The organism is Bacillus sp. BK450 (assembly GCF_004364885.1).
In the GTDB taxonomy this organism is placed as follows: Bacteria; Bacillota; Bacilli; order Bacillales; family Bacillaceae; genus Bacillus; species Bacillus safensis.
The window spans coordinates 243194-269876 of record NZ_SOBQ01000005.1 but is presented as its reverse complement, the minus strand read 5'-3'; the positions used below and the strand labels follow the sequence as shown (position 1 = coordinate 269876).

Below are 26683 nucleotides of genomic sequence, written 5' to 3'. Positions count from 1 at the left end.
TCACCTAGTGAAAGGTAAAGGTCTTTTGGTTTATGGACGGCGCTTTCGATTTGGGTCCATCCCAATCAGCTTGGTGACAAGTACCATTGTGACTGGCAGTGACGTATTCTTTTTATACGCTAAATATTTCCCGCGCCATTCAGGCTTATATTTCTGTTTAAATGACCGTAAACCGCTGAAGCTGTACATGTATCTGACATTGTTGAAAATAACACTCGCCAAACGCTCCGTGAGAAAGGACTGATGGAACGTCCCCACATTCGATAAAGGTGCCATTCCCATGTTAAACGATTTGTAGCCTTTTTCTTTCGCCCATTGAAACAGGTGGATAAACAGCGCATCCATCATCCCGTTCGGTGCATCATGCATATGACGCATTAAATCGATGGAAATCTCCCCTTCTTGATACATCGGCATCAATGATACAAAGGAAATGATTTGCCCTTGTTCATCCTTTAGAATCGCAATCGGTGCTTTTTGAAGATAGTCTTCTTGAAAATAACCGAGCGAAAAACCTTTTTCTTTTTTCTTTCCGAGCCAGCTGTCAGAGATTTGTTTTAAGGTTGAGATCAACTCATTTGAAAAGGGAGGTTCCAGCATTTCAAAGGTGTAGCCTTCTCGTTCAAATTTATTCGCCACAGCTCGTAAATTTGATTTTTTCTTACCTGACAGAGTAAACGTTTCTAAATCGACCATGGCTTCTTCCCCAAGCTTAAAGAAGTGAAAGCCTAAGTCATGATAAAGAGCCATCCCTTCTCGTTCTACTTGATAAAAAGCGACGCGGTAGCCGGCTTTTTCTGTCTCCTGTAAAAACTCTTCAAGTACAAGCGGATAAGACGCCTCACGTCCAGATGGATCTCCGAGCACAATGACGCAGCGGCCAATTCGTCCAAACTGAAGCATTGCTTCTCCATCACTTGAGAAAAATAGTTTTTTGTCGCCTAAAAAGCCAAGATGACTGAGGGCATTTCCGCCCTTTTCTTCTAAAAACGTTTTTAGTTTTTCCTCATCTGCTTTTTCTCCAATCGGAAATGCTTTCTTATTAAAAATCAATTTACTAATGAAGAAGAAAAGCGGTACACCGATGAGAGCGATCATGCTTGTCATCGTGATATGCCGTTCATTATGCACCAAGTAATCCTTACTCAAGAAATGCCCGATTTTTGTCCAAATAAAGTTACCAATGACATTATAATTAAACAGCACGAGTAAATAACCAGCGGCAGCCGTCACAAACTGATACAAGGAATAAGGTGCCTGCTGCTTTACAAATTGATTTCGAAGAGAGAAAAACACAGCCATGATGACTGGCAAAATAAAAATCAGACTGAGGTTAAACCCCTTTAACAAAGTAAACACAAAACCGCCTGCTAAAGAGATCATTGTCAGCACGTACGATCTTTTCGTTCTTTTATACACTTCAATGGACAAAATCATCAGAATGATTCCGAACATTAAAGAAAGACCATTAAATCCTGATAACAGAAAGCGCGGAATGCTGGTAATCACACCTAATCGATCGACTGGAAGCACAACAGATGCCATGATAAGCAAGCCGCTTCCAAAGGTTAAAATCGATAAAGATCCGTACAATAAACGGATTAATAAAGCACGGTGCAAAACAATTAAAACGTTCGTTGTTTCAATGGCAGGTGCCATTTTCGGATTGCCTTCAAGACGTCTAAGCGTCGTTCCCGTTAAATCGTAAGCAGCTAGACAAAGCCCTAAGATAAACGGGAAAATCGAGTACACGAAGCGGTACAAGACGAGCGCCGTCAGCACCATCTCTTTATCAAAACCAATGTATTGCATGCTCAGTAAAAAGATAAGGTCAAACGAACCAAATCCGCCCGGAACCATACTGATTAAACCGCCGATTGACGCAATCGCAAATACACCTAAGACTATTCGGACATCGACATTCATCCCCATAGAGACGACAGCCATGTACATGACAAGTCCAGCTGCCAGCCATTCTAAAAACGATGCCCCGATATAAGCGTAAATTGGATGCTTCAGTCCATTTTCACCGCTCTCGATCGAGCTTTTTCGAATGGATGCCATGACGATATAAATCGGTACAATACAGGCAAAGATAATGACAAATGCCCATAGCCACGGCTCCTGGCTGATAATACTTTCAACTGGAAGCACCCTGACCAAGATCAAATCACTGAAAATAGATAAGCCCAAAAGGACAGAGGAAGTCAAAAGGGCAATGCCTTTCAGCAATTTTTTCGTATCTGTTATGTACTCCTTATAGAGAAGCGTTCTAAGCCCTGCTCCTGATAGACCGCCAAATCCAAGAACACTGTTAAAGGAGTTCGCAATCCAGGAAATGCGTATCGTTTTCCAGCCGCTGATGGGCATATCAAGGCTTTTTCGTAAAATAAAATCGTATAAGGACATCGATAAAACCGCGACAAGTCCAAGAAAGACAAGAATAAACAAGTCCATTCGGTTCAAGCTGTCAATAATATAAAACGTCTTTTTAATGGAAAGTCCGCTCAGCTCCTGCTTCGCGACAAAAATCAAGACAAGGATAATGACGATCGGAAAAAGCATTTTTAAGATCGTCATACCCGTTTTTTTGTTCCACATGTTTTTCCCAACTTTCTAGGTTGCTTCATTATTTCAACTGAACATTATTATACAACAAATACCACTTGATTCATGCAGTTTAACATTCAAAAGCTTGACGAACCTTTCAATTAGAAGTAAAAATCAGTAATATAAAGAAAAAGAGCCGCTTAAAGGAAGTGAACAAGCGTGGAATATAATATTCATGACACCACCGTATTAAAAGAAGAGATTTTATCTCCAGAAGAAAAAAAGACATGGGTTCTTTATATGAAAGTACTCACAGCTGCAGGTCTTGGAGATGTTTCTGAATGGATGAAGCTTGATATGAGTATGCCTCAAATGAAGGTGCTCATGCTGCTCAATAACCATGGCTCTCTCAAAGTATCCGAAATCGCTGAAAAAATGGGCGCTTCTTTGTCCAATATGACAGGTCTGCTTGACCGGTTAGAACAGTCTAACTTTGTCGTGCGAAAGCACTCTGAGCGTGACCGGAGAATCATTGTCGTAGAACTGACAGAGGAAGCGAAAAATATTTTCAGAAGTATTTATCAAAAAGGACACGAAAAAATCAAAAATTCCCTGCAGCGGCTCAATGACGAGGAAAAAGAAAAAGTCAATGAAGGCCTTGCTATCTTAGAAAAAGCACTGCGTCCTGAACGCGGTTAAAAGGAAAAAAGACGGTCACTTGAAGTCCGTCTTTTTTGTTTCTTCTACTTGCCGATCTGGGGTGAGAAGATTTTTACGAATCACTTCCCTGTCATCCCATAAGAGATAGGCTAAGCCAATGATGAGAAAAAAGATGCTGATCCACGTAACGCCAGGAATCAGCTGTTCAAGTTCCTCAATCGTTCTTTCTGAGCCTAAGCTGTTACTATAGCGTATCTCAAAAAGAACATATTTCGCTAAATAAAACAGTGCAGCCATACAAATAAACATGGCGCCGACAATTCTTCTTCCAGACATGCGTTTACTCCTTTAATTCCACTGATTTCTTTTGATTAATTCCGTAATATGAGCAAGGTGATGCTTTGAATGCCAGACGTACATTCCTGCTGCATCATATAAGGACACCGTTTGTTGATCGGCAGGGTGATAATACGAAGCGTTGAAGTCATCCTCTGACATTCCCCGCAGTAAAGTGACCCACCTGCGATGCAGACTGCTGATCAAAGGCAGAGATAAACTGATGGGCGCCTTGCTGTCAGGAAGTGAGGCAAATCCCTCCTGATCATATGGACGTATGTCCGGTGTATCTTCTGTGAGAGCAAGTTTGAATCGTAAGTATGCATTTAGATGGCTGTCTGCTAAGTGGTGAATGAGCTGACGAACAGTCCATCCTCCCGGCCGATAAGGTGTATCAAGCTGAGCATCTGTAAGCGGTGCGGTCACCGCTTCATACTCTTCGGGGATTGCAGCCAGCTGATCAATCCATGCTTCAAGCTGTGCTTTCGTTTTTGTTTCAACCGGTTCATATAAGCCAATTGGATATTGTAATGACGTCATACGCTCTCTCCTCTCTCAAATCCTTCAAGCACAAATTTTCCAATCATCTTTCCTTGCTCAAGTGTTTGATGTGCCTGCTTCAAGTTAGCAGCATTGATCGGACTGAGAACCTTTGTTAAGGTATGCGTTATTTTTCCCTGCTCAAATAACTCACCCGCCTCTGTCAAAAGCTCATGCTGTTTGATCATGTCCGCTGTTTCATACATAGGGCGTGTGAACATGAATTCCCATACAAATGCCGCACTTTTATTTTTGAGTAATTGAATGTCTAGGTTGTGCTCGTTTTCGACAATGGTACAGATCGTGCCTTGCGGTTTGATGGCTTCTGCCATGCCTTTGAAATGTCCATCTGTATCATTTAAGCATAAAATAAAATCCACTTCGCCTATTCCTTTTTCCTCGAGCTGCTCTAAAAGCGGCTGATGATGATCAATGATATGATCGGCACCTAATGACAGACACCACTCTTTTGTTTCTGGTCTTGATGCGGTAGCGATCACAGTTGCCTTCGCTAATTTGGCTAGTTGAATGGCGATAGACCCAACACCGCCTGCACCACCAATGATCAGCAAGGTTGTTCCTTCAGCATTCCTCTTCATATGCATCCGGTCAAATAAAGCCTCATAAGCCGTAATTGTTGTAAGGGGCATCGCGGCTGCTTCTGCAAAGGATAGATTGGCAGGCTTTTTCGCCACAATACGTTCATCCACAAGTTGATATTCACTATTCGACCCTTGACGCGTAATATCTCCCGCATAGTATACGTGATCACCTGGCTGAAACAATGTACACGCTTCGCCCACTTCAACAACCGTACCGCTTGCATCATAGCCTAGAATTTTCAGTTTTTCTTCCTTCTGATCCTTCGGTGATCTCACCTTTGTATCAACTGGATTCACGGACACAGCCTCTATCTTCACGAGTACATCTCTGCCAGACGCCTTAGGCTTTTCGACCTCCTGATCCATCAGGCTTTGCTCATGCTCAATCGGCAAATACTCCAATAGTCCAACTGCTTTCACTCGCTCGCACTCCCTTTCTCCATTCTTTCTTTCCACATTTTATCATAATTTTCTGATGTTTATGGCTGGATCAACCGAGTGATGGCACATTTATGACCTTTTCAGGGCCTTTCGCTCCCTCGCCATATATGAAGGACGTGCCTTTTGCAAAGAAGGAACATAAGTGAACCAGCTGTGGGATTTAAAAAATAGCTGAACGTAGTAAAACTGGACGTGCTGTAGAAAAAAGATAATCAATAGAAAAAGAGTGAATGAGAGTGTAGATAGATCCGCCCTTCCTTGTATCCATTCATTGATCAATAGAATGACAAAACTGAGGATGAGGAGCTGTTCAACTCTTTGCACGAGCTGGCTAAAGACATGCCCGCGTTTTGATAAGTCACCTGACTGGTGCTTTCTAATCTTTCTCGATTTATATAGCCAAATGATACTTTCTGCTAAGTTATGAGTTATAAAAAGTGCAATAAGCGCAATCGATAAAGGAGATGGGTGATAAAAAATTGGGACTACAAATGGGATCACAAGAAAATAAATGGCAATACATACGTGTCTGACTGATAAGAGAAATAGGTCTTTTTCTATGGATGTTTTCATGTGTTTCACCTCCATATGTACTACGTTTGAATTGCCAAAATGTTCCCCTTCGCTCCTCTCCATTCAATTGAGGTAGAACGCATTCTTTCCTCATGTCATAATAGGGTGTAAATTGGAGAAATTGGAGTGTCCGTATATGATGGTGACGATTGTTCTTTTTTTATTAGCAGGTTTAGCAGAAATTGGCGGCGGCTATTTGGTATGGCTTTGGCTGCGTGAAGCAAAACCTGTCAGCTTCGGGATCGCCGGCAGCCTCATCTTGGTTGTATATGGCATCATTCCAACCTTTCAGCAGTTCCCGACTTTCGGACGGGTTTATGCTGCCTATGGCGGTGTTTTTGTCATTCTTGCTGTGTTTTGGGGCTGGTGGGTCGATCGAAAAACACCTGATCTATATGACTGGATGGGTGCTTTGATCTGTTTGGCTGGAGTCAGTGTGATGTTATTTGCGCCTCGCAATTAATGGACCCATATAAAAAGTGCTGCCACATACGGGCAGCACTTTGCTATGTTATTTGAATGCTTCAACGAGCTCCAGCTGTTTGTAATTCTTTGTTTTTCTCTTTAAAGCGTTCATTATGAGAGGAAACGTATGCCACTTTTTCAGCTTCTGGTTCGATGTACAGCTTTGCGCTATTCAGTGCATTGACTCCATCAACAAACGTGCCGGCAATTAAGCGAACCTTGCTTTTATGTGTACACAAGTCGCCTACCGCATAGACGCCCGGTAAATTGGTTTCCATTTTTTCATTGACCTCGATCAGTCCCCATTCACCTTGCTTAAGGCCCCATTCTGATAGCACACTTAGATCGCCTTTCATTCCGTGATTGACAATCACAGCATCTGTTTCGATTCGTTCTTTTTCACCTGTCTCTATGTTTTGAATGGTGACCGCAGCAATTTTGTCGCCTTGACCATGCAGCTCTGTTAGTTCATGCGGGGTTAAAATTTGTTTGCAAGTTGCCTTCATGTTGGCGACGTTTTTCTCATGTCCGCCAAACATGTCACGCCGATGCACGACGGTGACACTTTCAGCAATCGGTGCAAGGGCATTGGCCCAGTCAACCGCTGAGTCGCCACCTCCAGAAATCACAACCCGCTTCCCTGCAAATGTCTTGAGCTCCTGGACAGTGTAATAAAGGTTTGTCACTTCATAGCGGTCTGCATGCTCGATTTCAAGTTTCCGCTGAACTGGAATGCCGTGACCCATCGCTAATATGAGGGTCTTTGTCAAATGACGATCACCATTTTCAGCCGTCAGTAAGATGTGATTATGTTCATCTCGCTCAAATGACGTGATTTTTTGATTCAGTGCAATCTCTGGTTCAAAAGTTTTCGCCTGTGTTTCCAGCTGCTGTATCAGCTGTTCTCCTCTTGTTGGCGGCAAACCGCCGACATCCCAAATGACCTTTTCAGGATACAGAAGGATTTTCCCGCCAAGGCTTTCGTTGTACTCAAGTACCTTCGTCTTTAAGTCCCGCATCCCACTATAAAAGGCGGTATACATGCCTGCTGGACCGCCGCCAATAATGGTGACGTCAAACAATTCAAGCTGCTCTGTCATTTGAGTCCCTCCAGTATTCCATCGAATGATCTATTTTTCAGTGATATTGATTCTCATTATCATATGTATCTATTGTAGTCTACTCTAGTGAGGGGAATCAATAGCTTTCTGCAAAAAAAGAACAGGACGAGCGCTCACTCGTCCTGTCATTCATCACACAATGGTTAAACCAAGGTCTTTTAATTCAAGAGAAACAAGTCTTGCAATCGCATCTGCGCCTTCTTTTGTAAAGTGCGTGCGATCCTCAATTCCTGTTGACAGCATAAAATAAGAGGTCGTTTTCTCTATGCCGGAAATTTGATAAAACTGAAGGCTTGCGGTATTTAAATCAACGAGAAGAACTTCTTCTTCATCGGCTAATTCTTTCATAGCGGCACAGTAATCAGGAAAATCATTGATAAATTCCCCGTCTTTTTCATGAAAACGGCCGACTGGCGTTAACAAAAGTGGTGTTGCCCCTTTTGCTCTTGCTCCATGAATATATTGAGACAGGTAGCTTTTATACGTTGTGAAAGGATCTGTATGCCGCTCAGGCTTTTCCTTGGAAGCATCATTGTGCCCCATTTGCGTGAAAAGCCAGTCTCCTGGCTGAATGTCAGCCAATATGTCATCAAGGCGTCCTTCTTCAATGAATGTTTTGGAGCTTCTTCCACCAATGGCACGGTTCTCGACGTTAACCCCATGCGCTGTATAGCGGTGTAAAAACTCTCCCCATCCTCCTTGAACAGGACGATCTGGATAAGATGAAACGGTCGAATCACCAGCTAAATAGATGGTTGTCATGTTCATACGCCTCCTTTTTCATTGAGCCACTTCACCCGAGCGATACGGGCATCCTAGTGGCTGCTGAAAAGATATGAAACAATCAGCATCGCTATTTCAATTATTCTCTTTTTAATGATCAAAACCCTGCTTACCGGTAGATGTGAATGTGTTAAATATGCGGCGGAAGTTCTATTTTTGATTCCACTGCTTGATGTAACGCCTGAAGCATGTAGCCAATTCCTTTATATGGAGCCAGCGGATAATTTGCTTTTTGATGAGGCTGTAATAAAGGATCGATCACTTTTCGATATTTCTTTCCACCTAGTACCACCAGTTCATCATATGCGAAAAGGTTTTTTTGATGAAATTGCTGGCTCAGTTCTTCTTGTGTGATCTGCTTAGCATGCGGTGTACCAAAAGCCACATCATAATTTTCATGTATGATATCATTTGCCTTTAAGAAGCCGTGCTTCGCTGATAAGATCATCCAGTCTGAAAAGAACGTTTGAGCATAGCTTTTCGTACGCTGATGCAGGGGACTTAAATAGACATGATTCGCTGGCTGGCTCCCTGCTTCTGGATCGACATCCCAAATTTTCTTCGCGCCACATGGAATGATACAAACTCGCTTCACTTGATTTTCTCCTTCCTTCGTCGATACATCCGATACAAAATACAGCCTAACGCTGTGCCAAGTGTATTTAAGAGAATATCATCAATATCGCTGCTTCTTGTAATGATACCAGATTGCGAGAACATCCATTGGAGCAATTCGATCATGGTTGACAGGAGAAAGCCCCCAAGAACCGCCTTTTGCCAGCGCATGGTTCGAAAGGCTTGATAGAGAAAAAACCCGAGTGGTACAAATAACAATATGTTGCCTGCTAAGTTTAAAAAGACAAGATTTGGATAGCCATGATGGTAGGCGTGAAGATTTTGATAAATGGACTGCAAAAGCATGAGGTTGACACTCACCTGATCTCTTGGGGCGGAAAAACGATTTGGAAAGACCGTCAAATATAATAAAACATTCGTATAAATAAACAGAATGGCTAAGACCAATTCTGTCCGCAAATAGATAAAACGATTGTGCTTTTTTGCCTGTCTGTATCTCATATGTAAATAGAGCGGGACGAGCAGGAGAAAATAAGCAATGGAAAACATAGCACTGGATGTCATACAGAGAGCTGCCCCTTTCTCACATGATGATGCTTGACCATATTTACAGCTTATTCAGGCTTGCCCGCATCTATTCATCACTTATTCTCACATTCAATGAAGAGAAAACCATATTGACAAATCGTCATTTTCTCGCTAAACTGAATGACATTCAGTCATTTAAGGTCGGTGATGATATGTCGAAACGAGAAAAGATTATGCTTGCTGCGATTGATGCGTTTAAAGAAAAAGGCATCGAAAAGACGACCATTTCGGATATTGTGAAAGCAGCAGGAGTAGCGCAAGGAACGTTTTATTTATATTTTCCTTCAAAGCTTTCCGTCATGCCTGCAATCGCAGAACATCTTATCGCACAGATGGTGCCTGCAATCGAAAAGGAATTCACTCAGCATGCAGATGTCCTCGATCAAGCAGATGCGCTTGTTGAATTCATCTTTGCTTTTACAAGACAATACCGTGATGTCCTTGCCCTGACCTACTCAGGCTTAGCCGCCACCGAGCATTTAAAGGAATGGGAAGATATTTATGAGCCGATTTACAAATGGGTCGCTGCTTTTCTAGAAAAAGCAAAGCAGGACAAAAGAGTCCGTGCGAATTTGAACTGTCAATATGCAGCTAAATTCATTATCGGTTTACTCGAATCGTCTGCTGAGCAAATGTACTTGTTTACGGAAACAGATACAGAAGAGGTTCTGATTCAAAAGCGAGAGGTGAAGCAATTTCTTCTTTACGCACTTGGCATAGAGACACCTTAACTTAGTACAGCACTCGCTGTACGCAGCGTGTAGACAAACCCTCGCATTCGGTGTCAGGTCTGCGCTCCGGTGCTCACGAATGTCCAATTCGCTCCGCTCCGGTACTCGCCCTTTCTAGACTGCAAAGGTTTTCTATCACGCTGAAAAGAAGACAAAGGGCTAAAATCAAGTTCATTTTAGCCCTTTGTCGACAATCTGAGTACAGCACTTGCTGTACGCTCTTTTTTGATTTCAAAATGACGAATCGTCATTTTTGAGTTTTTAGGAGGAAATACGATGAAAAAAAGCTGGATGTATGTTGCACTCACTTGTTTATTCGAATTACTTTGGGTGTTTGGTTTAAATAGGGCTGATGCTGTGTGGGAATGGGCGATCATTATCTGCCTGATCCCAGTTGATTTTTATTTTTTAATGAAGGCCTGCGAGAAGCTGCCGACAGGGACCGTGTACGCCGTGTTTGCCGGAGTTGGAACGATAGGGACATCTTTGATGGATTATGCGCTGTTCGGCGGTTCGTTTTCATTTGAAAAACTCTTATTTATGGGCATTTTGATTCTCGGGATTATTGGGCTGAAAGTGTCTGATGGAGATGCACATGAGCAGAAAGGAGAAGCGGTATAACATGGGCTGGTTTTTTGTACTGTTGGCCTCTGCCTGCGAAATCGGCGGAACCATTGGCCTCAATATGTTTAGTAAGAAAAAGCAAATCACGACAGGCATTTTATTTGTCGGCGGGTTTGCCTTATCCTTTTTGTTTTTATACGCCTCATTCTCGTCTGTTCAAGTATCCGTCGCTTATACGGTCTGGATTGGTCTTGGAACGGCAGGCTCTGTCTTGTTTAATATGATTCTATTTAAAGAGCCGAAAAACATGATTCGTATACTCAGCTTGCTGCTGATTGTGATTGGTGTGGTTGGGCTGAAGTTGTTTGCGTAATTGAGTCACAAGAAAGAAAAAGTTTATGATGGTATTAGCCATTACATTAGCAATAGAAAAAGCAATGGAGTTGATTTTCCATTGCTTTTTAAGTTATTTTATAAATTTTTCTTGGTACGCTTTAAATTGTTTTTCGTATTTTTGCAACTTTTCCCCATCAACTTTTGAATTTAATTTCGGTTTTCGCTTTCCAATCACCATCACATCTTTATCTACAATAGGACTTGATAAATAGATGTATGGCGCAAAACGATCACACTTCGTATTTGGGAGGGTTACGGATAACCTGGCATATTCTTCTGTCGGGAATTGGTTCGAAATTTCAAGTTCCTTGAGTCCCTCTAATTCCGATATCGGCTCTAAAGACTCGTCCTTCACTTTTATATTTGATAAGCACAGATATGTTAAATTCTTGAGGTATCTTAAAGGTTGAAGAGTATTTATATTTAATGTATTCCAAATCCCGCCTGACAATTGTAGAAATTCTAAACCAGTGTTTTTTTGCAAAGGGGCTATGTCATTCAACTTTGAAAAATCTGTTATGGATAAAGATTTTGAAAACGTGTTTTTTGATAAATCCCATAAACTTTGTGCCTTTGTATTCCATTCAAGTGCCAATACCTCAACATCTTTAAGAGAACTGATGATTGATAAATCTTCTACTCTCAGTTCATGCACAAAGAGCATTTTGGGATTAACTAAGCTTAAGATCGTATTGAATTCCTTTTTGGTTCACTTTGTAAATCCACAATTTCGTCAGGTTAGAAAAAGATTTCAACCTTTCAATATTTTTTGTTTTTCCTGTGATTAACAACTCAGTGGAATTTTCATCTACATCGGCTAAATCATGAACAACTTCTGGTCGTGCATCATTACGAAAAATATATTGGGGGTCTTCTTTTCGCATGCTTTTACCTCCATACCTATAATTAAGGAATAATCTAAATAAATTTTATCAGTATTTTGGAGTCAACACATGATTATCTTTAGCACTTTCTGATATTTCTTTTGAAGAAACAGGGAAAGGATAAAAACTAGATGATCTTCTTTGGTCGCCAATCGTGATTATGACCTCTGTTTTCAATCCATTTTATAAAATCTTTATCATCTAAACATTGGAGACTATCTGCTAGTCAGCGGACTTCTTAGTAGATAATAAAGTTAGTAAAACGACTATATATAAACAAATAAAAGAACTCTAATTCATATACGAATTAGAGTCCTCATGATATAACTGATTTTATTTTTCCACCTTAAAATCGAACCCGCTAATTTATTTCTTGTTTAATGGGTATCTTGCTGCTCGAGCAAGAGATCCATTGCGTAAATCGATTCGCCTTTCTCATCCAATAAAAAGTACACAATCAAAGGCTCTCCAAAAGCTGCTGTCTGCTGCGTGAACAAAACACAGGTGAATTTTTCAATACCAATTGGCAGCTTTCTTTTTAATAAAGGGTGAAGAATAGGCGAAGCCCGAATTGTATCTACATCAACTTCCCAACGTTCGTTTTTTAAAGTTGGATAATGCTCTGATAACAATTGGTGTAACATATCGGTCGTGAGCGCTGCTTTTCCATTGCATCCATCATTTATTATGTTGATGTTATACATCCGATGGCTGCTCACCCTTTGAAGCGTTGATTCGTATTCCTTTTAAGACAAATCGTTTCTGACCATCAAGTGTACAAGTGATCAATGTCAGTTCATTTTTCCCACGATCCTTTAGTACATCCACATCCGTCGGTTCAATCGTAGCTGAGCTGACAATTTTATATTCGTATGTTTCAGCTTGATGATGTAAGACAACTTTTTCTCCTTTAGGCACCTCTGGCAGCTGACGGAAAAGACGATCGCCTCTATACCCTCTATGCCCTGCAATCGTGAAATTCCCTTCACCTGGCATTTGATGAGATTTAATTTGAGTCAGTGCTATACCTAAATTTTCTTTTGTTGTAACAGGAAGCACTTTTTCGTTTAAATCAATTGACGGGATCTCTAGCTCCATCACATCTCGCAGGTCTTCTTCTGACACAGTTAAATGTGGAATAGACGAAAGGGCATCACTGTCATTTTCTTTAATCATTTTTAATGCCTGTTCCATTGCTGCTGTCTCTTGAGAAGTTCGCCACTCATATAGAAAAGGAACGGAGATGAGCATCAGCCCCGTGACCATCAAAAAGCTGCCTAATAAGGTTCTTTTTTTCATCAATACACTCGTTCCTTCCTTTTACTGAATGGTTCTTCTTCTAACAACAAGAAGAACAGTTCCAGAAGCTACTAGTAAAATCCCTGCATACATCAAATAACGAAGCCATTCTTCACCAGTCTTTGGCAGCTCACCGTTTGAGTCATGAGGCGGATGCTGATCCCCTTTATCTGAGGCTGGAGGATTCGTGTGACCCTCTTCATTCTTCACTGGTGCATTTTTCACAATCATTGTCTTGATCTCCACTTCGCCCATTTGAATTGTAAAAGCGAGCGGTTTCTTTAAAGCTACATAACCATCTGGAGCTTTCGTCTCTGTGAGTAGATACTCTCCAGGTTTAAGCCCTTTGACAATGGCTTCTCCGTCTTTTCCTGTTGTCACAGATTTTATGGTTTTCCCAGCTTTTGTACGAATGTCAAAGGATGCCCCTTTTAAGGTTCTATCTGTCTGCTGGTCTACCTTTATGATACGCAGACTTCCTAAGATCAAGTGGTTCTTCGCTGTTAATTGAAGCGGCTTCTGCTGATTTTTCTCAATCGTAAACAGGATCGGCTGATGATCCAATTGATAGCCATGAGGTGCTTTCGTTTCAACGAATTGATATTCTCCCGGTTTTAGATCGTTGATGTGAAGCTTTCCTTTTTGGTCCGTTACAAGTGATTTCTTCAACGTTTTTCCTTCTTTACTCAGAAGAGCAAATTCTGCATTTTCCAGCGTGTGTCCCTCATCATCCACTTTGGTCAGTTCCACTGCTCCCGGCGTCAGCTTGTTAATCATTTCTACTTTGGCTGGTTTGTCTTGACCTAAACGAATCTTAAATGAGACAGGTGTCTGATCCAGTTCATAGCCGGCAATGCTTGCTGTTTCGACAAAATGATAGGTTCCTGGCTTCAGCTGATCGACTGTTAGTTGACCATTTTTGTCTGTCTTTAAGTCTTTCTTTATACGTTGATCGTGCTCATCAAGCAGATCGAAGGTCACTCCATTGAGTAACTGACCATCTTCTCCTTTTTTCTGAAGCTGCACAGCACTTGTCGTCCGAATATTTTCTTTTGTCACTTTCACCAGTTGTTTTGGATTGAAATCAATCTTAAAGTCTACTGGTTCTGCATCCAGTTTATGTCCAAAAGGAGCCTTCATTTCAACCAATTGGTAAGCGCCTGGTTTCAAATCGTTGACAGTGATGATGCCTTTCTCGTTGGTTGTTAAACCTGACATCAATTCTTTTCCATCGTCATTGAAAAGGGTAAATTCTGCGCCTTTCAACCTTTCTTTTTCTTCCCCTATTTTTGTGAGTTCTACAGAACCTTTCTTGAGCTGATTGATTGCCTCCACTTGAATCAATTCTTTTTGACCTAATTTAACTTCAAAGACAAGTGGTTTCGTACTCAATTCATAGCCTTCAAGACTCTTTCTTTCAACAAATTGATAGGTTCCAGGTTTTAAACCTGTGAAGGTGATCATTCCATCCTGATTGGTTGTAATCCCTTCTCCTCCTGCCACTATCTTTCCTTTGGCATCAGATAGGTCAAAGACAACTCCTTCTAATGATTTCCCATCTTCGCCTTTTTTGTGCAGCAGCACTCCGCCTGTTTTGCGGTTATTTTCTTTTGTCACACTGACCAGCTTCTCAGGGTTAAATGGAATAGCAAAAGTGACAGGTGTTTCGTCAAGCTCATGACCGAATGGCGCCTTCGTTTCAACAAACTGATAGGTTCCAGGTTTCAGATCGTTGACGATGATCTTCCCGTTCTGATCAGTGACGAGACCTGTTTTTATCTCTTTTCCATTTGCATCTACAAGCTTAAATTCTGCTCCTTCAAGCACATCATCCTTCTCACCGAGCTTCGTGAGCTGGACAGCTCCAGTTTTAAGATCATTGATCACTTTGATCTCTGCTGGTGTTTTTTGTGCCACTTCGATGGTAAAAGGATATGGTTTATTATTCTTTTGGTAACCATCAACACTCTCTGTCTCCACGAGCTGATATTTGCCCGGTTTGAGATTATCGACCAAAAGCTTCCCATCTTCATCTGTTGTTAAATCTTTACGCACAACTTTGTCATTTTGATCCAAGACTTCAAATCGAACACCTTGAAGCTTCTTGCCATCTTCCCCTTCTTTTAACACTTCTAATGCACTTGTTTCATATAGGTTCTTTTGCGAAATGACGACTGGTTCCTTTGGATCAAGTGGTACTTCAAATTTGATTGGCGTTTCATCTAATACATAACCATCGGGTGCTTTTGTTTCAACGAGCTGATACGTACCCGGTCTTAGTTCGTTTATCGTGATCTTGCCATTTTCTCCTGTGACAAGCGAATCTTTTAACTCATGCCCGTCTTGATCTAAGAGCTTGAACTGTGCACCTTCTAGTCGCTCTCCGCCTTCACCTATTTTGCTCAATTCTGCTGAGCCTTTGATGATGTCATTTACTGCAGTGACAATCGTTGTTTCTGTTTGATTTTCTTTAATGGTGAACGGCCATTTTTGCTGATTTAATTGATAACCTTTCGGTGCGTTTGTCTCAACAAAATAATAGGAACCTGGCTCAAGATGTTTGAAAAGGATTTCTCCTTTTTCGTCTGTTTTCAAATCGGTTTGGACGGTCTCTCCAGATTCATTTTTCAGTTCAAATTCTGCATTCTCTAATGCTGCACCCGTCTCTTTGTCTTTTTTCGTTAACTTGACATGCTGGCGGATTTCTTGGTTCTGCACCGTCATGCTATTTCCTGTTTTCGCTTGATCTCCAGATTCGTAAGGCTGATCAATCGTTACATGGATCGGATCCTTGGTTTTAATGTAACCATCTGGTGCTTTATCTTCTGTCACAATATAATCACCATACAGAAGACGATCAAATCGAAGAGCTCCTTCTTCATCTGTTGTCTTTGTACCAATGACGATGCCGCTCGCAGCATCTGTCAGAGAGAAGCTTGCTCCTTTTAGCGCTTTTCCACTACTCGCATCTACCTTTTTAACGGTTAAAGCACCAATCGATCCTGTGCCATCTCCCATGCCAGCGGTGCGTTTGACCACAATTGAGGCTTCGGATTCCTTTTTGATTTCTTTTACATTTTCACCTCTAAACGTTACTTCGTTTTGAAGTGTACTTCCCACTTTATCTAAAATGAGAGATTGGTATTCTAAAATATATGGTCTTGTGATTTCTTCTTTAAATTTAATTTGAAAAGAATCTGGATCAAATTCAAGGTCTAGTTCATAATCCTTCCCTTTTTCCAGTTCTTCTGCTTTTGTCACTTGCCCCTTTTCATCTATTGTCGTCGAATAGAGATGAAATGAGTTTTCTATTATGGCTTGATTACTGCTTGGATGGTCTATAATCGTCGCATCTTGAACTGTTGATTGACCAAAGTTGATATTCAGTTTCCAATCAATGACTTTTCCTTGCTGATTTCCTGATTTGCTCGTGTATTTCCCCCCATTTGGAATGGACACCACAGCATTCACATCTGATTCTTTCGTCTGTCCATCATAAAGGGTCGCTTTATTATCGTAGGTTTTCTGTACTAAATCCATTCCTTCAACACTTGTTTGATACGTGATTTTGTATGGAGAATCAATGGCTTTTTTGAAAATCACTTCGAAGCCTGTTTCTCCCTTTTCATTTTCAAGGAATTTGATGTCATAATGTTCTTTCGCTAATACCTCTTTTTCTTCTGCTCCATTTTCCCCGCCTTGTAAATCAAGCGAATAGACGATGATTGAATCTTTAAGCAAACGCTGATTTCCTTGAATGAAATCCTCGATTTTCGCCTCTTCTAGATGTTTCAAGTTATAGTTCACACCGATATTCCATGTGATCTCTTTTTTCTTTGCATTATAATTTCCGTTTTTGAAGCCATTTGACTGCGTGTATGTGTCAGGCGTGAAGACAGACTGATTTTCCTTCGTCAAATCTTTGCCATCTTCATTTACCCATTCAAGCTTTACATGATTACGCAGGTTCTTTTGGTCTTTATCTGCTCTTTTTTCATAATCAAAAGACGTTGTATATGTGACGGTATGTTCTGTCTTTATTTCTTTCGTAAATTGAATATCAAATCCATTTGCATGTTCAACGATTTGATAATCTGTGCCTTCTTCAAGCACTGTATTACCTGTCGTCACTTTTAAACTATCTTTTTGCAGCGTCAATCCTTCGTTTGTAAACGTATCTTTTAATGTCACATTGTTCATCGTTTGTTGATCTTTGTTGAAGGTGATACGCCATGGAATGGTCTTGGACTTGTAATTCGGTGTTCCATGATTTTTCGTTAGGATTTGCTGGTCAATTCTTTGCTTCCCTTGTTTGCTCTCTTTGCCAGCTGTTACCGTATTGATAATCTCTTCAGCTTCAAAAATCCGCTCGGTTGCTTTTGTTTGATAGGTGATGAGATAAGCCGATTGAATATCTTGATTGAATTGCAAGGTAAACCCGTTTTGTTCATCCTTTTTTTGAGGTTGAACCACATAATTTTCAAACGCTTTTTTTCCTGCTTCGTTGCCATTTTGATCAATTGTGACTTCTTTGACTTGAATGGAATCAGATATCAGCGCCTGTGTGCCGTTAAAGAAGTCTTCTAACAAAGCATCCTTTTGAGCCAGCTTTTTTTCGTTATAGTTATAACGAATTTCCCATGTAATTGTTTGTGTGACTGGGTCGTATTGCGCGGCTTTTTTATTTAAAGGACTGCCTCTTGTCACATTCACTGTTCCTTCTGCTGAACTGATCACTTTATCACCAGAAACAAGGGACGCTTTATTACGAAACGCAGATTGATCCTGATTCGTAATATCCGTTTCATACATTAAACGGTAAGCTAGATGCACGTCATCTTTAAATTCAATCGTGAAATCTTGACCATCTGCTGTTTGGCCAATTGTGTAGTGGTTTTCGTCAAGCAGCTGACCAATCGATGTTTCACCATTTAGCTTTGTATCAATACGATAAAGCTTGATTGAATCTTTTTTTAACGCTTGACCTTCTTGAATCGGATCTAACAGTTTCGCTTGTTTCACATCTTCTAAATCCATATTAAAATCTACTGTCCATTGAATGGTTTCAGCATTGTAAGATCGATTTGGTTCTCCCTTTTTAGAGACGTTTGGGCCATTTGGAATGTATTGAATCGGGATTGATATTTTATCCTTTCCTTCAATCGGGGTAATGACCACTTCTTTTTCTTCAGTAATGACAGTTTTTTTATCTAATTGCGTCCACACTTGAAGTGTTCCATGAATATTTGAATATTGTTTAATAAAATCGGTGAACTCGATGGAGGCATTTCCGCTTTCATCTACAGAAAAATAACCAATGGTTGCCTGATTAAATTTCATCTCAAGACGATCGATTTTTTCATAAATCACTAATTCCTCTGGAACCTTGAAATGGAATTCATCCCCGCCATTATAGCTATGACCGTTCGGGATGGCCCACTCATAGTTAATGGAAATCAGCGAGTTAATATCAGGCTTTTCAACTGAATTTCCTTCCTGATCTTCAAAGATTAATTTCGCATCAGTGAGGAGATTTTCTTGTATCTGCATTTGTTTTGAAACACTTTGCAGCCCTGCACGCTTAGACACGCTCACTTTGTTTTTTAGTAATTCATCTTCATCGTTTTGTTTCGTTTGAGCGGCTTCTTGATTGTTAGAAGCTTTATCTTTCTCAGATGAGATTGAGTCATCTTTTGGAAGGCTTTCTTCACCCTCATTTTGCTTTGTTTTCTCTTCTTGCTGAGTTATACTGGTGACATCGATGTCAATTGATCCTTCTAAATTTGGATCGATCTCAACATCTTCTTTAAATTTCACCGTCACTTCATTTTGTTTTGAAACGGTATACTCGCCAACAGGTATGTCACCCACAGTAATGGGTTCCTTCTGCTCCTTCTCTACCTGGATGGCTGAAGGAAGAGTGAGAACATACGGATATTGTTTTTTTAGATCAATTCCTTTTATAGACCAATGCACAGTGGCCTTTCTTACTTGCTGATCTTCCATGCTTGATAACTTATTGCCTTCGCTATCAGCAAATTCAATATCCCCATAAATGTTTTCTTGAATTTCTTTTGCTTGTGCCCCTGCTAAAGGCAAGACTCCTAATATACTAGACTGTATGACTAGCACTGTAATGAGTGCCAGCGACAATATTCTTTTCAATACATCCACCCTTTTCTAAAATTAATTTTCAACAACGATAAAAAAATCATTTGTATACTGTCAGATCAATCACTCCGCTTCTGATCAATATTTTCTAAAAATTGCACCTTAAGACCCTATGAATAAAATGAGTTGATCAATCATGAGCTTGAAAGGTCATCATGAGTAGTGGATTGAGTAACTGGATTGGGGTCTATAGAAATGGGGAATAGTGAGAGGATCGTGAAAAGATTAAATGTGAATTTTTATATTTATACTGGAATGAACAATAAATGATGTGTACATGCATATATAAGCATGTATTCACATATGGTTCGTTCATATGAAACAAGCATGTATCATATCGTATGTAAGGTGCGTCAGTTCAGCATTATATAAATCGCCTTCCTTTCTACTCCCTTTCATATGGTAATCAAAAAGCTGCTGCGTTTTATTCTTACATTTACCGTTTCATCAGCAAAAAAATAAACTTAAATATCTAAAATGATCCATTTTTATAGGATTCATGGCTTACTTATCACCTTTTAAAAGAAATATATGGAGAATCAGGGAATAACATTTGTTTTCGTCTAATTTTTTTCTCTTTTATCATGAAAAGTGAAGACAAAACGATTTAGCCTAAACATTAAAATCATTTTATGCCTATTTAGAAAATCAAATGTTCTTTAAGTGAACTTCATCATATAGAGGCAAGCCAAGGGAAGGAGTTAGTTGTTTAATGGAGCTCATTGATAATAAATCAAAGAGATGGATAAAAATTTTAAAACTGCTTGTATCAAAAGATAAGTGGTGGAGCCTTCAAGAGATATCGAATGAAAATATCGGCTCGGTTCGTGCGATTCAAAGCGATTTAGAACAAATGAAGTCGTTCCAAACAGAGAACGGAGAGCCGTTAATCCACATAAAGCCAAGACAAGGCATATCCATTTGTTATACACAGGCGATACGAGTCGACTACTATATCAAAGAAATTCTAAAAGATACGATTGAAATTCGATTGATTGACGGCGTTTTCTTTGAACAAAACAGGTCTTTCTATGAATGGATGGACACACTGAATATCAGTAGATCCACATTGTATAACACCATTCATAAAATCAATTCGCTTCTTATCTCGTATGACATTGAGTTACGACCAGATAGTATGCAGTTCCATGGAAATGAGAAGGAGATTCGTCAATTTTTTGTGGAATTTTTGTTTGAAGTCTATGGAAGCAGGCTTTGGCCATTCGAAGATATTCAAAAGGAAGATGCAGTTGATTTTTTACAAAAGCTATTTCAGGTGCTCGAAGTCAATCTACCTGATGTGGCTATAGATAAATTTTGCCTATGGCTCGCCGTTTCCATACACCGAGTGAGGAAAAATTTTACCATACGACGCAATTATAGGTACTCAATGGATCAGGAAAAACAAACATCTACAGCTAAAGGTATCTATAATCAAATCAAAAACTTGGAAGAACACGTTTGCCAAATGACAAAGGACACTTTTGGTGTTACGTTGGATCGTCACGAATTTGTCTTTTTACTTTTGATTGAACCAGCTATTGGCCATTATAAATCAATTGAAACTGTCGAAGAAAAATTGACGTTCTTTCAATCGCATACACCACACCTCTTCGAAGCCATTCATTCCTTTATCAATCAATTGGAGTTGATTTTTCATCAAGAGGTGGCTAATCGCAAGGCGATGACACTGATTCTGCTCCAATATTATGTGTATTCTAGGGAAATTACCGTAAGAGATGGATTCCTTTTCAAAAAGAAATCGAGGTATTTATCAGAGGTAAAAAAACAGCTTCCTTACTTCTATTCGAGGATTACTCATATCATCCAAGAGTTAAAAACAGACGATATACTTGCTTCTTTTGTGAAAAATGAACGAGAATTGATTCGTATCATTACTTCTAACTGGAGGGGGCTTGTTCATTTGGAAATGGATCGGAGAAACGTGTTGAACATTTTTGTCATTTCAACATTAGGTTATAATCATAGTTTGTTTATTGCGGATTTAATTAAATTAAGATTGCCTCCTCTCATTCATATTTTCACAAGTCCAGAAAATACATTAAATGAACTGACAATGGATCAACTTGGGATTGATATGGTTGTGACCGATACTGAGCTTCCTAATCAATTAGGACGGTCTACGCTGCTGATCAGCTCTTTTCCAACAAAGAAAGAAGTGGACAACTTGCACTCAAGATTGGTTGATATGACAAACTAATATTCACAAGAAAAGCTGCTGAGGAGCTCTCAAGCAGCTTTTTTGCTTCTGTATTAATGAAGCGCTATTTGTTCATTCATCAAATCAATGGCGTAAAGCGATTGCTCATATTCATCTAATAAAAGGTAGACTTTGAGCGGTGCAGCGGTTTGATCTGTCTGCTGCGTGAATAGAACACAAGTGAATTTTTCGATTCCTTCTGGCAGCTTGCTTTTCAGAAAAGGATGAAGAATAGGAGAGATTCGAAGGGTATCAACATCTTTCAGCCAAAGCTCATCTTGTAACGCAGGATAATGGTCAACCAAAAACTGACGAAACACTTCCAATGTACTCAAGGCAGATATCCTCACTTTCTTCTATTTATGGCTTTAAGCTTACCTAAAAACAAACATGTTCAACTCATCCTATGATCTTAGTCCGTCTAGTTTCGCTTACTACTAGAGACATGATTTCATTTTTTCTTCTAAAAGACTTGTAGATCAACTTTACTGCAATGGTTTTTCATTATGTATGACGTTTACTATATGAAATACGAATTTCAACCGATGGACCTATGATCATATTCTTATCTGTTTCTTTCGTGATGAAACGACAACTTCCTTCTACAAAATTCCATTTTTATTCTAAAAAGAGGAAAATGGAGCAAAAAAGAACAGCTGCTCACTGTTCTTTTAGAAGTTATGAAAGGTCTGTCAAAGAGAACACTTCACCGCTCACTGCATCAACGCCTTCATGACAGTCGAGCTTTCCGCATAAAACATATTGTTTTTGCACATCGTCATAGACGTAGATGGGTGTAAGTTCGAGGCGTTCTCTCAATGTTTCAAAGGCTTCTTTCTGAGTTATGGTGATTTCACTAGCTGTTTGAGATGGATTGAGTATCCCGCATACTTGAAACATCTCTTTTTTATCTATGTAATTAATGGCTTCAAAAGTGCTGGCATCAATGAAGACCTTGATCTTATCCATAAATCCACAGCCTTCTTGCTCATTCGTTTTTAATATCGCTTCGATGCAGCCATGGTCGCGGTGGAGTGTTTTTAGCACCCACTTCCCTGTATCCTTTGAATATTTTTGCGCCAAAAAGGTGCGAACCGCTTTGATACACTCAGCCTGCTCTTCTTTTGAGATCGGGAATGTATCCGGCGAAGGCTCCAGTGAGAAGGCTTGTTCAGCAGTAATGTCCTCGTTTATATCGATTTCCTTTTTTTCAAAAGCTTTGTTTGACGGTTCATTCCACTCCATGACCTGATTCATGTGGATACAATGCGTTTCTTCACGCCCAATTTCAAACGGTATCATTCCTGTTCCATCGTTCTTGATATAAATTTCTTCTAACGCATATATAGGGCGGATTCGATTCTGCTCGAAGGATGGCCAATCAAACCGCTGCACTTGCTGCTGAGCTAAATTCTCGATCCTATCAATGGAAAGCACATATTCTTCAGTTCTTAGTCGTTCTTTTGCCATAAATGGCCCTCGATGTATATAGTGAATGAGCTGCCCATGTTCATCCCATTTCACTTCGATTCTGCCTGAAGGCGTCACTTTCACACCATCTATTGCTTCTTCGAAAAAAAGTTCCCCTTTCTCCTTTTGATGCATGTGAAAATGCTCACCATAGACCAACCCTGTTTCTTGTTCGATCCATTGAATGACATGAGCTGGATAAGGCCTCTTAAATGTGACACCATTCTTCGCGAAGGTTTTGTCCATGACAAAAATGACCGTTTCAATCTGGCCTGTATTCAAATTCACGTCAATCACAGCTGTGCCGTCCGGGTTTAGATCATCGTCCTCGGGTTCAGCTTCATGAGAGGGAAACCATTCCATATTCAATGTATAAACCGTTTCATTGAACATATTGACGTAGCGATGAAAACTGTGTCTTTTTAAATAGTAAAGATCTAAACCAAATTTCGCCTTTGTCTGATCAATCAGTTGTTGAATGTTTGCATTCATTTGTTTCACCTCAAAATTCTGTTTTATGGAAGAAGAAAAATGACGATAAAGATGAAAATGATGATTACAGTTAAGAACCCTAAAGCTATTGCCATTATATTTGACTCTTTTGTATAGCCTGTTAATTCGCCTTCAGTCGACCGGTCAATTTTTCTAAAGCGAAAAAGCATGCTTATATTGATAATGGCTAGAGCCATAACAAATAAGAAAATGAGAAAATTAGGTTCTATATGAAAAAATGGATCTTGCATCGTTTGAAAACTAAATGATTGGAAGAACATTAGCCCGCTCAATATCAATTTCCAAATATTCTCCACTCTTTGTTCTTTCTCCCACTCTTTTCCCAATTTCTCTTTTTCATAAATGGCTACCTGCTCAAATATGGGAATGATAGACTTTGTTGATCCTTTTTTAATCAAGCCGTAAAGACCTTGAAGGAGCATGAAGATTCCTAAACAAAGAAAGAAATATGTAAATTGAATTTCAACATTTTGAATCAAAATAAAAAAAATCAAGATCACCATGCCGAATAGTAAATTAGAGGTAACTACTTGTTTCGATCTCATCTTTTTCAGGGCAGCTTGTTCCATGCAATACTCCTCTCCGTTTTAAAGGTTTCTGTTGAACGCTCTATCTTTATTACGGTTTTAACAAAGAAATGTTTCAATATTTTCCCTTTCTACTGTCAATTCGGCTTTTTTCGCAAATGAAAAGACGCCATCATTCAATGAACGTCTGATCCTTCTTCATAAAATCATCACATCATATCTGAGCAGCCGATCTGTCTTTTATTTGCTTAGCTGCTATGTGTTTAAAGTCCTCAATAGACAGCTCTTTTGACGTCTTTTCTCCGTGCTGTCTAATATTTAGTGTTTTTTCTTGCCTTTCTTTATCGCCGATGACCGCGATATAAGGGATTTTTTGTATTTGTGCTTCTCTCATTTTATAGCCAAGTTTTTCATCCCGCTCATCGATTGTGGCTCTTATTCCGATACTTCTTAATTGCTGCTGCACCTCTAAGCAGTGATCAAGGTGAACAGTTGAGACAGGGATGATTTGTACTTGTACTGGTGCTAGCCATAATGGGAAAGCGCCCGCAAAATGCTCGATGAGAATACCTAGGAAACGATCTAGAGAACCAAAAATGGCACTGTGAATCACAACTGGCCGAACCTTTTCATTTTTTTCGTTGATATATGTTAAACCAAATTTCTCTGGCATTTGGAAATCTAGCTGAATTGTGGCGCACTGATGGCTCCGCTGCAAGGCATCTTTAATATGAAAATCGATCTTTGGACCATAAAATGCGCCATCTCCTTCATTCAGCTGGTAGTCGACCTTTAGACGATCAAGCACATTTTTTAACGCTGTTTCGGATATATCCCAAATAGCATCATTGCCTAATGCTTTTTCTGGACGAGTGGATAGCTCGACTGAATACTCAAATCCAAATGTCCGATACACATGATCAACTAATTGGAAAATCCGTTTGATTTCAGCTTCGATTTGATCTTCTCTTAAAAAAATATGGGCATCATCTTGGCAAAATGTTCTGACCCTGAACAATCCATTTAACGCTCCGCTAAATTCATGACGATGCACCTGACCAAACTCAGCCATTCTGATCGGAAGGTCTCTGTAGGAATATAAGCTGTTTTTGAACATGAGCATGTGCCCTGGACAGTTCATCGGTTTTAAAGCAAAGCTTGTATGGTCTACTTCTGAGAAATACATATTTTCATGGTAATGATCCCAGTGCCCTGACTTTTCCCAAAGCTCTTGGTTCATCATAAACGGTGTACTCACTTCTTCATATTGCGCTTTGCCTCGCACTTCTCTTGAAAAGGCCATTAATTCATTTCTGACAATCTGACCTTTTGGTAAATAAAACGGCATACCTGGCGCTTCTTCTGAAAACATAAAGAGGGATAACTGTTTCCCTAATTTCCGGTGATCACGTTTATTTGCTTCTTCCATGAAATGAAGATACTCAGCGAGATGCTTTGGATATTGAAACGCCACACCATACACTCGCTGCAAGACATCCTGATGACTGTCTCCCCGCCAATAAGCCCCTGCAACACGTGTTAGTTTAAATGACTTTACGTACCCTGTAGAAGGTACATGCGGCCCGCGGCATAAATCTACAAATTCTCCTTGCTGATAAACCGTGATGGCTTCTTGAGAGGGTAAATCTTTTAAAATATCCAGCTTATAAGGATCATGTGCAAACAGCGCTTCAGCTTCTTTGTAAGAGACTTCCTTTCTTTGGATAGGATGATTCTCATTTATGATGTTTTTCATCTCTTTTTCAATTTCTGCTAAATCCTCTACGCTTAATGATTGATTGAGCTTCATATCATAGTAAAATCCGTTTTCAATGACCGGTCCGATCCCCAGTGTGACATTGTTATATAACCTTTTCACAGCCTGGGCTAATACGTGTGCAGATGTATGGCGCATCACTTCAAGCCCTTCTTTTGAATCAAGTGTGACAATAGACAGCCAAACATCGCTGTATAGCTTTTTACTTAAATCAACCATTTGATCATTGACCTTACCCGCCACTGCTTTTTTTCTTAAGCTCGGACTAATATGGGAGGCAACATCTGCGACAGTCGTACCTGCGGGAAACTCCTTTATCTTTCCATCCGGAAATTGAATCTTCACCATGTTTTCTCTCATAACCGACACACCTTTCCTATTTTTTGAAATAAAAAAACACACCCATCCCGCGTAAAGGGACGAATGTGTAATCCGTGGTTCCACCCAAGTTCCCATAATGCGTATTCGCTTTATGGCTCTGGTGCCGTAACGTGGCATTGACGGTATTGGATACTGCAATTTTCCCCAATACAGCTCAAAGGTGGTAAGACAGCTTTTCTGTGTTAGGAAGATTTCAGCGTGACTTCCCTCTCTGGTAACCGTAAAAGCTGCTCATGTCCTTTTCAAAGCAATGATCCTATATGAGTGTACAAAAAAACACACCCATCCCTCATAAAGGGACGAATGTGATATCCGTGGTTCCACCCAAATTCCCATAACGCGTATTCGCTTTATGGCTCTGGTGCCGTAACGTGGCATTGACGGTATCGGATACTGTGATTTCCCCAATACAGCTCAAAGGTGGTAAGACAACTTTCCTGCGTTAGGAAGATTTCAGCGTGACTTCCCTCTCTGGTAACCAGTAAAAAATTGCTCATGTCCTTTTCTTCGCTTT

At 40.0% G+C, this 26683-nt stretch carries 22 protein-coding genes, 1 pseudogene and 2 other annotated features (1 of these 25 only partly in view); of the genes and pseudogenes, 6 read left to right on the top strand and 17 right to left on the bottom strand.

Annotated elements, in window-relative coordinates; translation table 11 throughout:
• Positions 1-30: 30 nt before the first annotated feature.
• Complete coding sequence (gene mprF / locus EV579_RS16800) at positions 31-2601, bottom strand: bifunctional lysylphosphatidylglycerol flippase/synthetase MprF (RefSeq protein ID WP_133744894.1); 2571 nt, start codon at positions 2599-2601, stop codon at positions 31-33.
• A gap of 168 nt (positions 2602-2769) precedes the next feature.
• Here mprF and EV579_RS16795 point away from each other — a divergent pair, with 168 nt between their 5' ends.
• Positions 2770-3249, top strand: coding sequence for a MarR family transcriptional regulator (locus EV579_RS16795; RefSeq protein WP_024425228.1), 480 nt, complete (start codon positions 2770-2772; stop codon positions 3247-3249).
• A gap of 15 nt (positions 3250-3264) precedes the next feature.
• Here EV579_RS16795 and EV579_RS16790 read toward each other — a convergent pair whose 3' ends face one another.
• The 4 genes from EV579_RS16790 to EV579_RS16775 form a co-directional block, all read right to left on the bottom strand.
• A complete protein-coding gene (locus tag EV579_RS16790; protein WP_133744893.1) occupies positions 3265-3546 on the bottom strand; it encodes a hypothetical protein in 282 nt (93 codons plus the stop codon).
• Between the two features lie 12 nt (positions 3547-3558).
• A complete protein-coding gene (locus tag EV579_RS16785; protein ID WP_133744892.1) occupies positions 3559-4086 on the bottom strand; it encodes a YfiT family bacillithiol transferase in 528 nt (175 codons plus the stop codon).
• The gene (locus EV579_RS16780; protein WP_133744891.1) at positions 4083-5108 is read right to left on the bottom strand and encodes a zinc-binding alcohol dehydrogenase family protein; all 1026 of its coding nucleotides are present in this window, start codon (positions 5106-5108) and stop codon (positions 4083-4085) included. The genes EV579_RS16785 and EV579_RS16780 overlap by 4 nt, the downstream gene beginning before the upstream one ends.
• 90 nt (positions 5109-5198) lie before the next feature.
• Positions 5199-5702 (bottom strand): hypothetical protein, encoded by a 504-nt coding sequence (locus EV579_RS16775; RefSeq protein ID WP_133744890.1) that lies wholly within the window; start codon positions 5700-5702, stop codon positions 5199-5201.
• Positions 5703-5838: 136 nt separating this feature from the next.
• Here EV579_RS16775 and EV579_RS16770 point away from each other — a divergent pair, with 136 nt between their 5' ends.
• The gene (locus EV579_RS16770; RefSeq protein ID WP_103132717.1) at positions 5839-6165 is read left to right on the top strand and encodes a YnfA family protein; all 327 of its coding nucleotides are present in this window, start codon (positions 5839-5841) and stop codon (positions 6163-6165) included.
• A gap of 61 nt (positions 6166-6226) precedes the next feature.
• On the opposite strand, the gene EV579_RS16765 is transcribed toward EV579_RS16770, so the two are convergent.
• The 4 genes from EV579_RS16765 to EV579_RS16750 form a co-directional block, all read right to left on the bottom strand.
• Complete coding sequence (locus EV579_RS16765; RefSeq protein ID WP_133744889.1) at positions 6227-7267, bottom strand: NAD(P)/FAD-dependent oxidoreductase; 1041 nt, start codon at positions 7265-7267, stop codon at positions 6227-6229.
• Positions 7268-7420: 153 nt separating this feature from the next.
• Positions 7421-8050 carry a rhamnogalacturonan acetylesterase gene (locus tag EV579_RS16760; RefSeq protein WP_024425819.1) on the bottom strand — a complete coding sequence of 210 codons (630 nt, stop codon included), beginning with the start codon at positions 8048-8050 and terminating at the stop codon, positions 7421-7423.
• A gap of 151 nt (positions 8051-8201) precedes the next feature.
• Positions 8202-8666, bottom strand: coding sequence for a DUF6884 domain-containing protein (locus EV579_RS16755; protein ID WP_133744888.1), 465 nt, complete (start codon positions 8664-8666; stop codon positions 8202-8204).
• Entirely contained in the window at positions 8663-9211 is a 549-nt protein-coding gene (locus EV579_RS16750) for a VanZ family protein (protein ID WP_133744887.1), read from the bottom strand. The genes EV579_RS16755 and EV579_RS16750 overlap by 4 nt, the downstream gene beginning before the upstream one ends.
• Positions 9212-9387: 176 nt before the next feature.
• Between EV579_RS16750 and EV579_RS16745 the strand changes: the two genes are divergently transcribed.
• From EV579_RS16745 to EV579_RS16730, 3 genes are all read left to right on the top strand, one after another.
• Complete coding sequence (locus EV579_RS16745) at positions 9388-9966, top strand: TetR/AcrR family transcriptional regulator (RefSeq protein ID WP_025093485.1); 579 nt, start codon at positions 9388-9390, stop codon at positions 9964-9966.
• Positions 9967-10242: 276 nt separating this feature from the next.
• Entirely contained in the window at positions 10243-10587 is a 345-nt protein-coding gene (locus tag EV579_RS16735) for a DMT family transporter (RefSeq protein WP_073204364.1), read from the top strand.
• A 1-nt stretch (position 10588) separates the two neighbouring features.
• Entirely contained in the window at positions 10589-10903 is a 315-nt protein-coding gene (locus EV579_RS16730) for a DMT family transporter (RefSeq protein WP_003217878.1), read from the top strand.
• 93 nt (positions 10904-10996) lie between these two features.
• On the opposite strand, the pseudogene EV579_RS16725 reads toward EV579_RS16730, so the two are convergent.
• The 4 genes and pseudogenes from EV579_RS16725 to EV579_RS16710 all read right to left on the bottom strand — a co-directional run bounded on the left by EV579_RS16725 (position 10997) and on the right by EV579_RS16710 (position 19283).
• Positions 10997-11810, bottom strand: a pseudogene (locus tag EV579_RS16725) (leucine-rich repeat domain-containing protein).
• A 377-nt stretch (positions 11811-12187) separates the two neighbouring features.
• Entirely contained in the window at positions 12188-12514 is a 327-nt protein-coding gene (locus EV579_RS16720) for a hypothetical protein (RefSeq protein WP_133744885.1), read from the bottom strand.
• A complete protein-coding gene (locus tag EV579_RS16715; protein WP_073204357.1) occupies positions 12507-13109 on the bottom strand; it encodes a class D sortase in 603 nt (200 codons plus the stop codon). Before EV579_RS16715 ends, EV579_RS16720 begins: the two co-directional genes overlap by 8 nt.
• A 21-nt stretch (positions 13110-13130) precedes the next feature.
• Positions 13131-19283, bottom strand: coding sequence for a SpaA isopeptide-forming pilin-related protein (locus EV579_RS16710; protein WP_243837439.1), 6153 nt, complete (start codon positions 19281-19283; stop codon positions 13131-13133).
• A gap of 709 nt (positions 19284-19992) precedes the next feature.
• Here EV579_RS16710 and EV579_RS16705 point away from each other — a divergent pair.
• Positions 19993-21501, top strand: a complete 1509-nt coding sequence (locus tag EV579_RS16705; protein ID WP_133744883.1) for an AcpB/EbpR/MafR family transcriptional regulator — start codon at positions 19993-19995, stop codon at positions 21499-21501.
• 53 nt (positions 21502-21554) lie between these two features.
• Here EV579_RS16705 and EV579_RS16700 read toward each other — a convergent pair whose 3' ends face one another.
• The 4 genes from EV579_RS16700 to thrS form a co-directional block, all read right to left on the bottom strand.
• Positions 21555-21836: a hypothetical protein gene (locus EV579_RS16700; protein WP_024425245.1), complete on the bottom strand. Its 282-nt coding sequence runs from the start codon at positions 21834-21836 to the stop codon at positions 21555-21557.
• A 343-nt stretch (positions 21837-22179) separates the two neighbouring features.
• Positions 22180-23463: a hypothetical protein gene (locus tag EV579_RS16695; protein ID WP_133744882.1), complete on the bottom strand. Its 1284-nt coding sequence runs from the start codon at positions 23461-23463 to the stop codon at positions 22180-22182.
• Positions 23464-23486: 23 nt separating this feature from the next.
• Complete coding sequence (locus EV579_RS16690) at positions 23487-24053, bottom strand: hypothetical protein (protein WP_133744881.1); 567 nt, start codon at positions 24051-24053, stop codon at positions 23487-23489.
• Between the two features lie 172 nt (positions 24054-24225).
• On the bottom strand, positions 24226-26148 hold the full coding sequence (gene thrS, locus EV579_RS16685) for a threonine--tRNA ligase (protein ID WP_133744880.1): 1923 nt from the start codon (positions 26146-26148) through the stop codon (positions 24226-24228).
• A gap of 52 nt (positions 26149-26200) precedes the next feature.
• Positions 26201-26424, bottom strand: a binding site (T-box leader).
• 37 nt (positions 26425-26461) lie between these two features.
• Positions 26462-26683: a binding site (T-box leader), on the bottom strand; it runs 3 nt beyond the window's last position.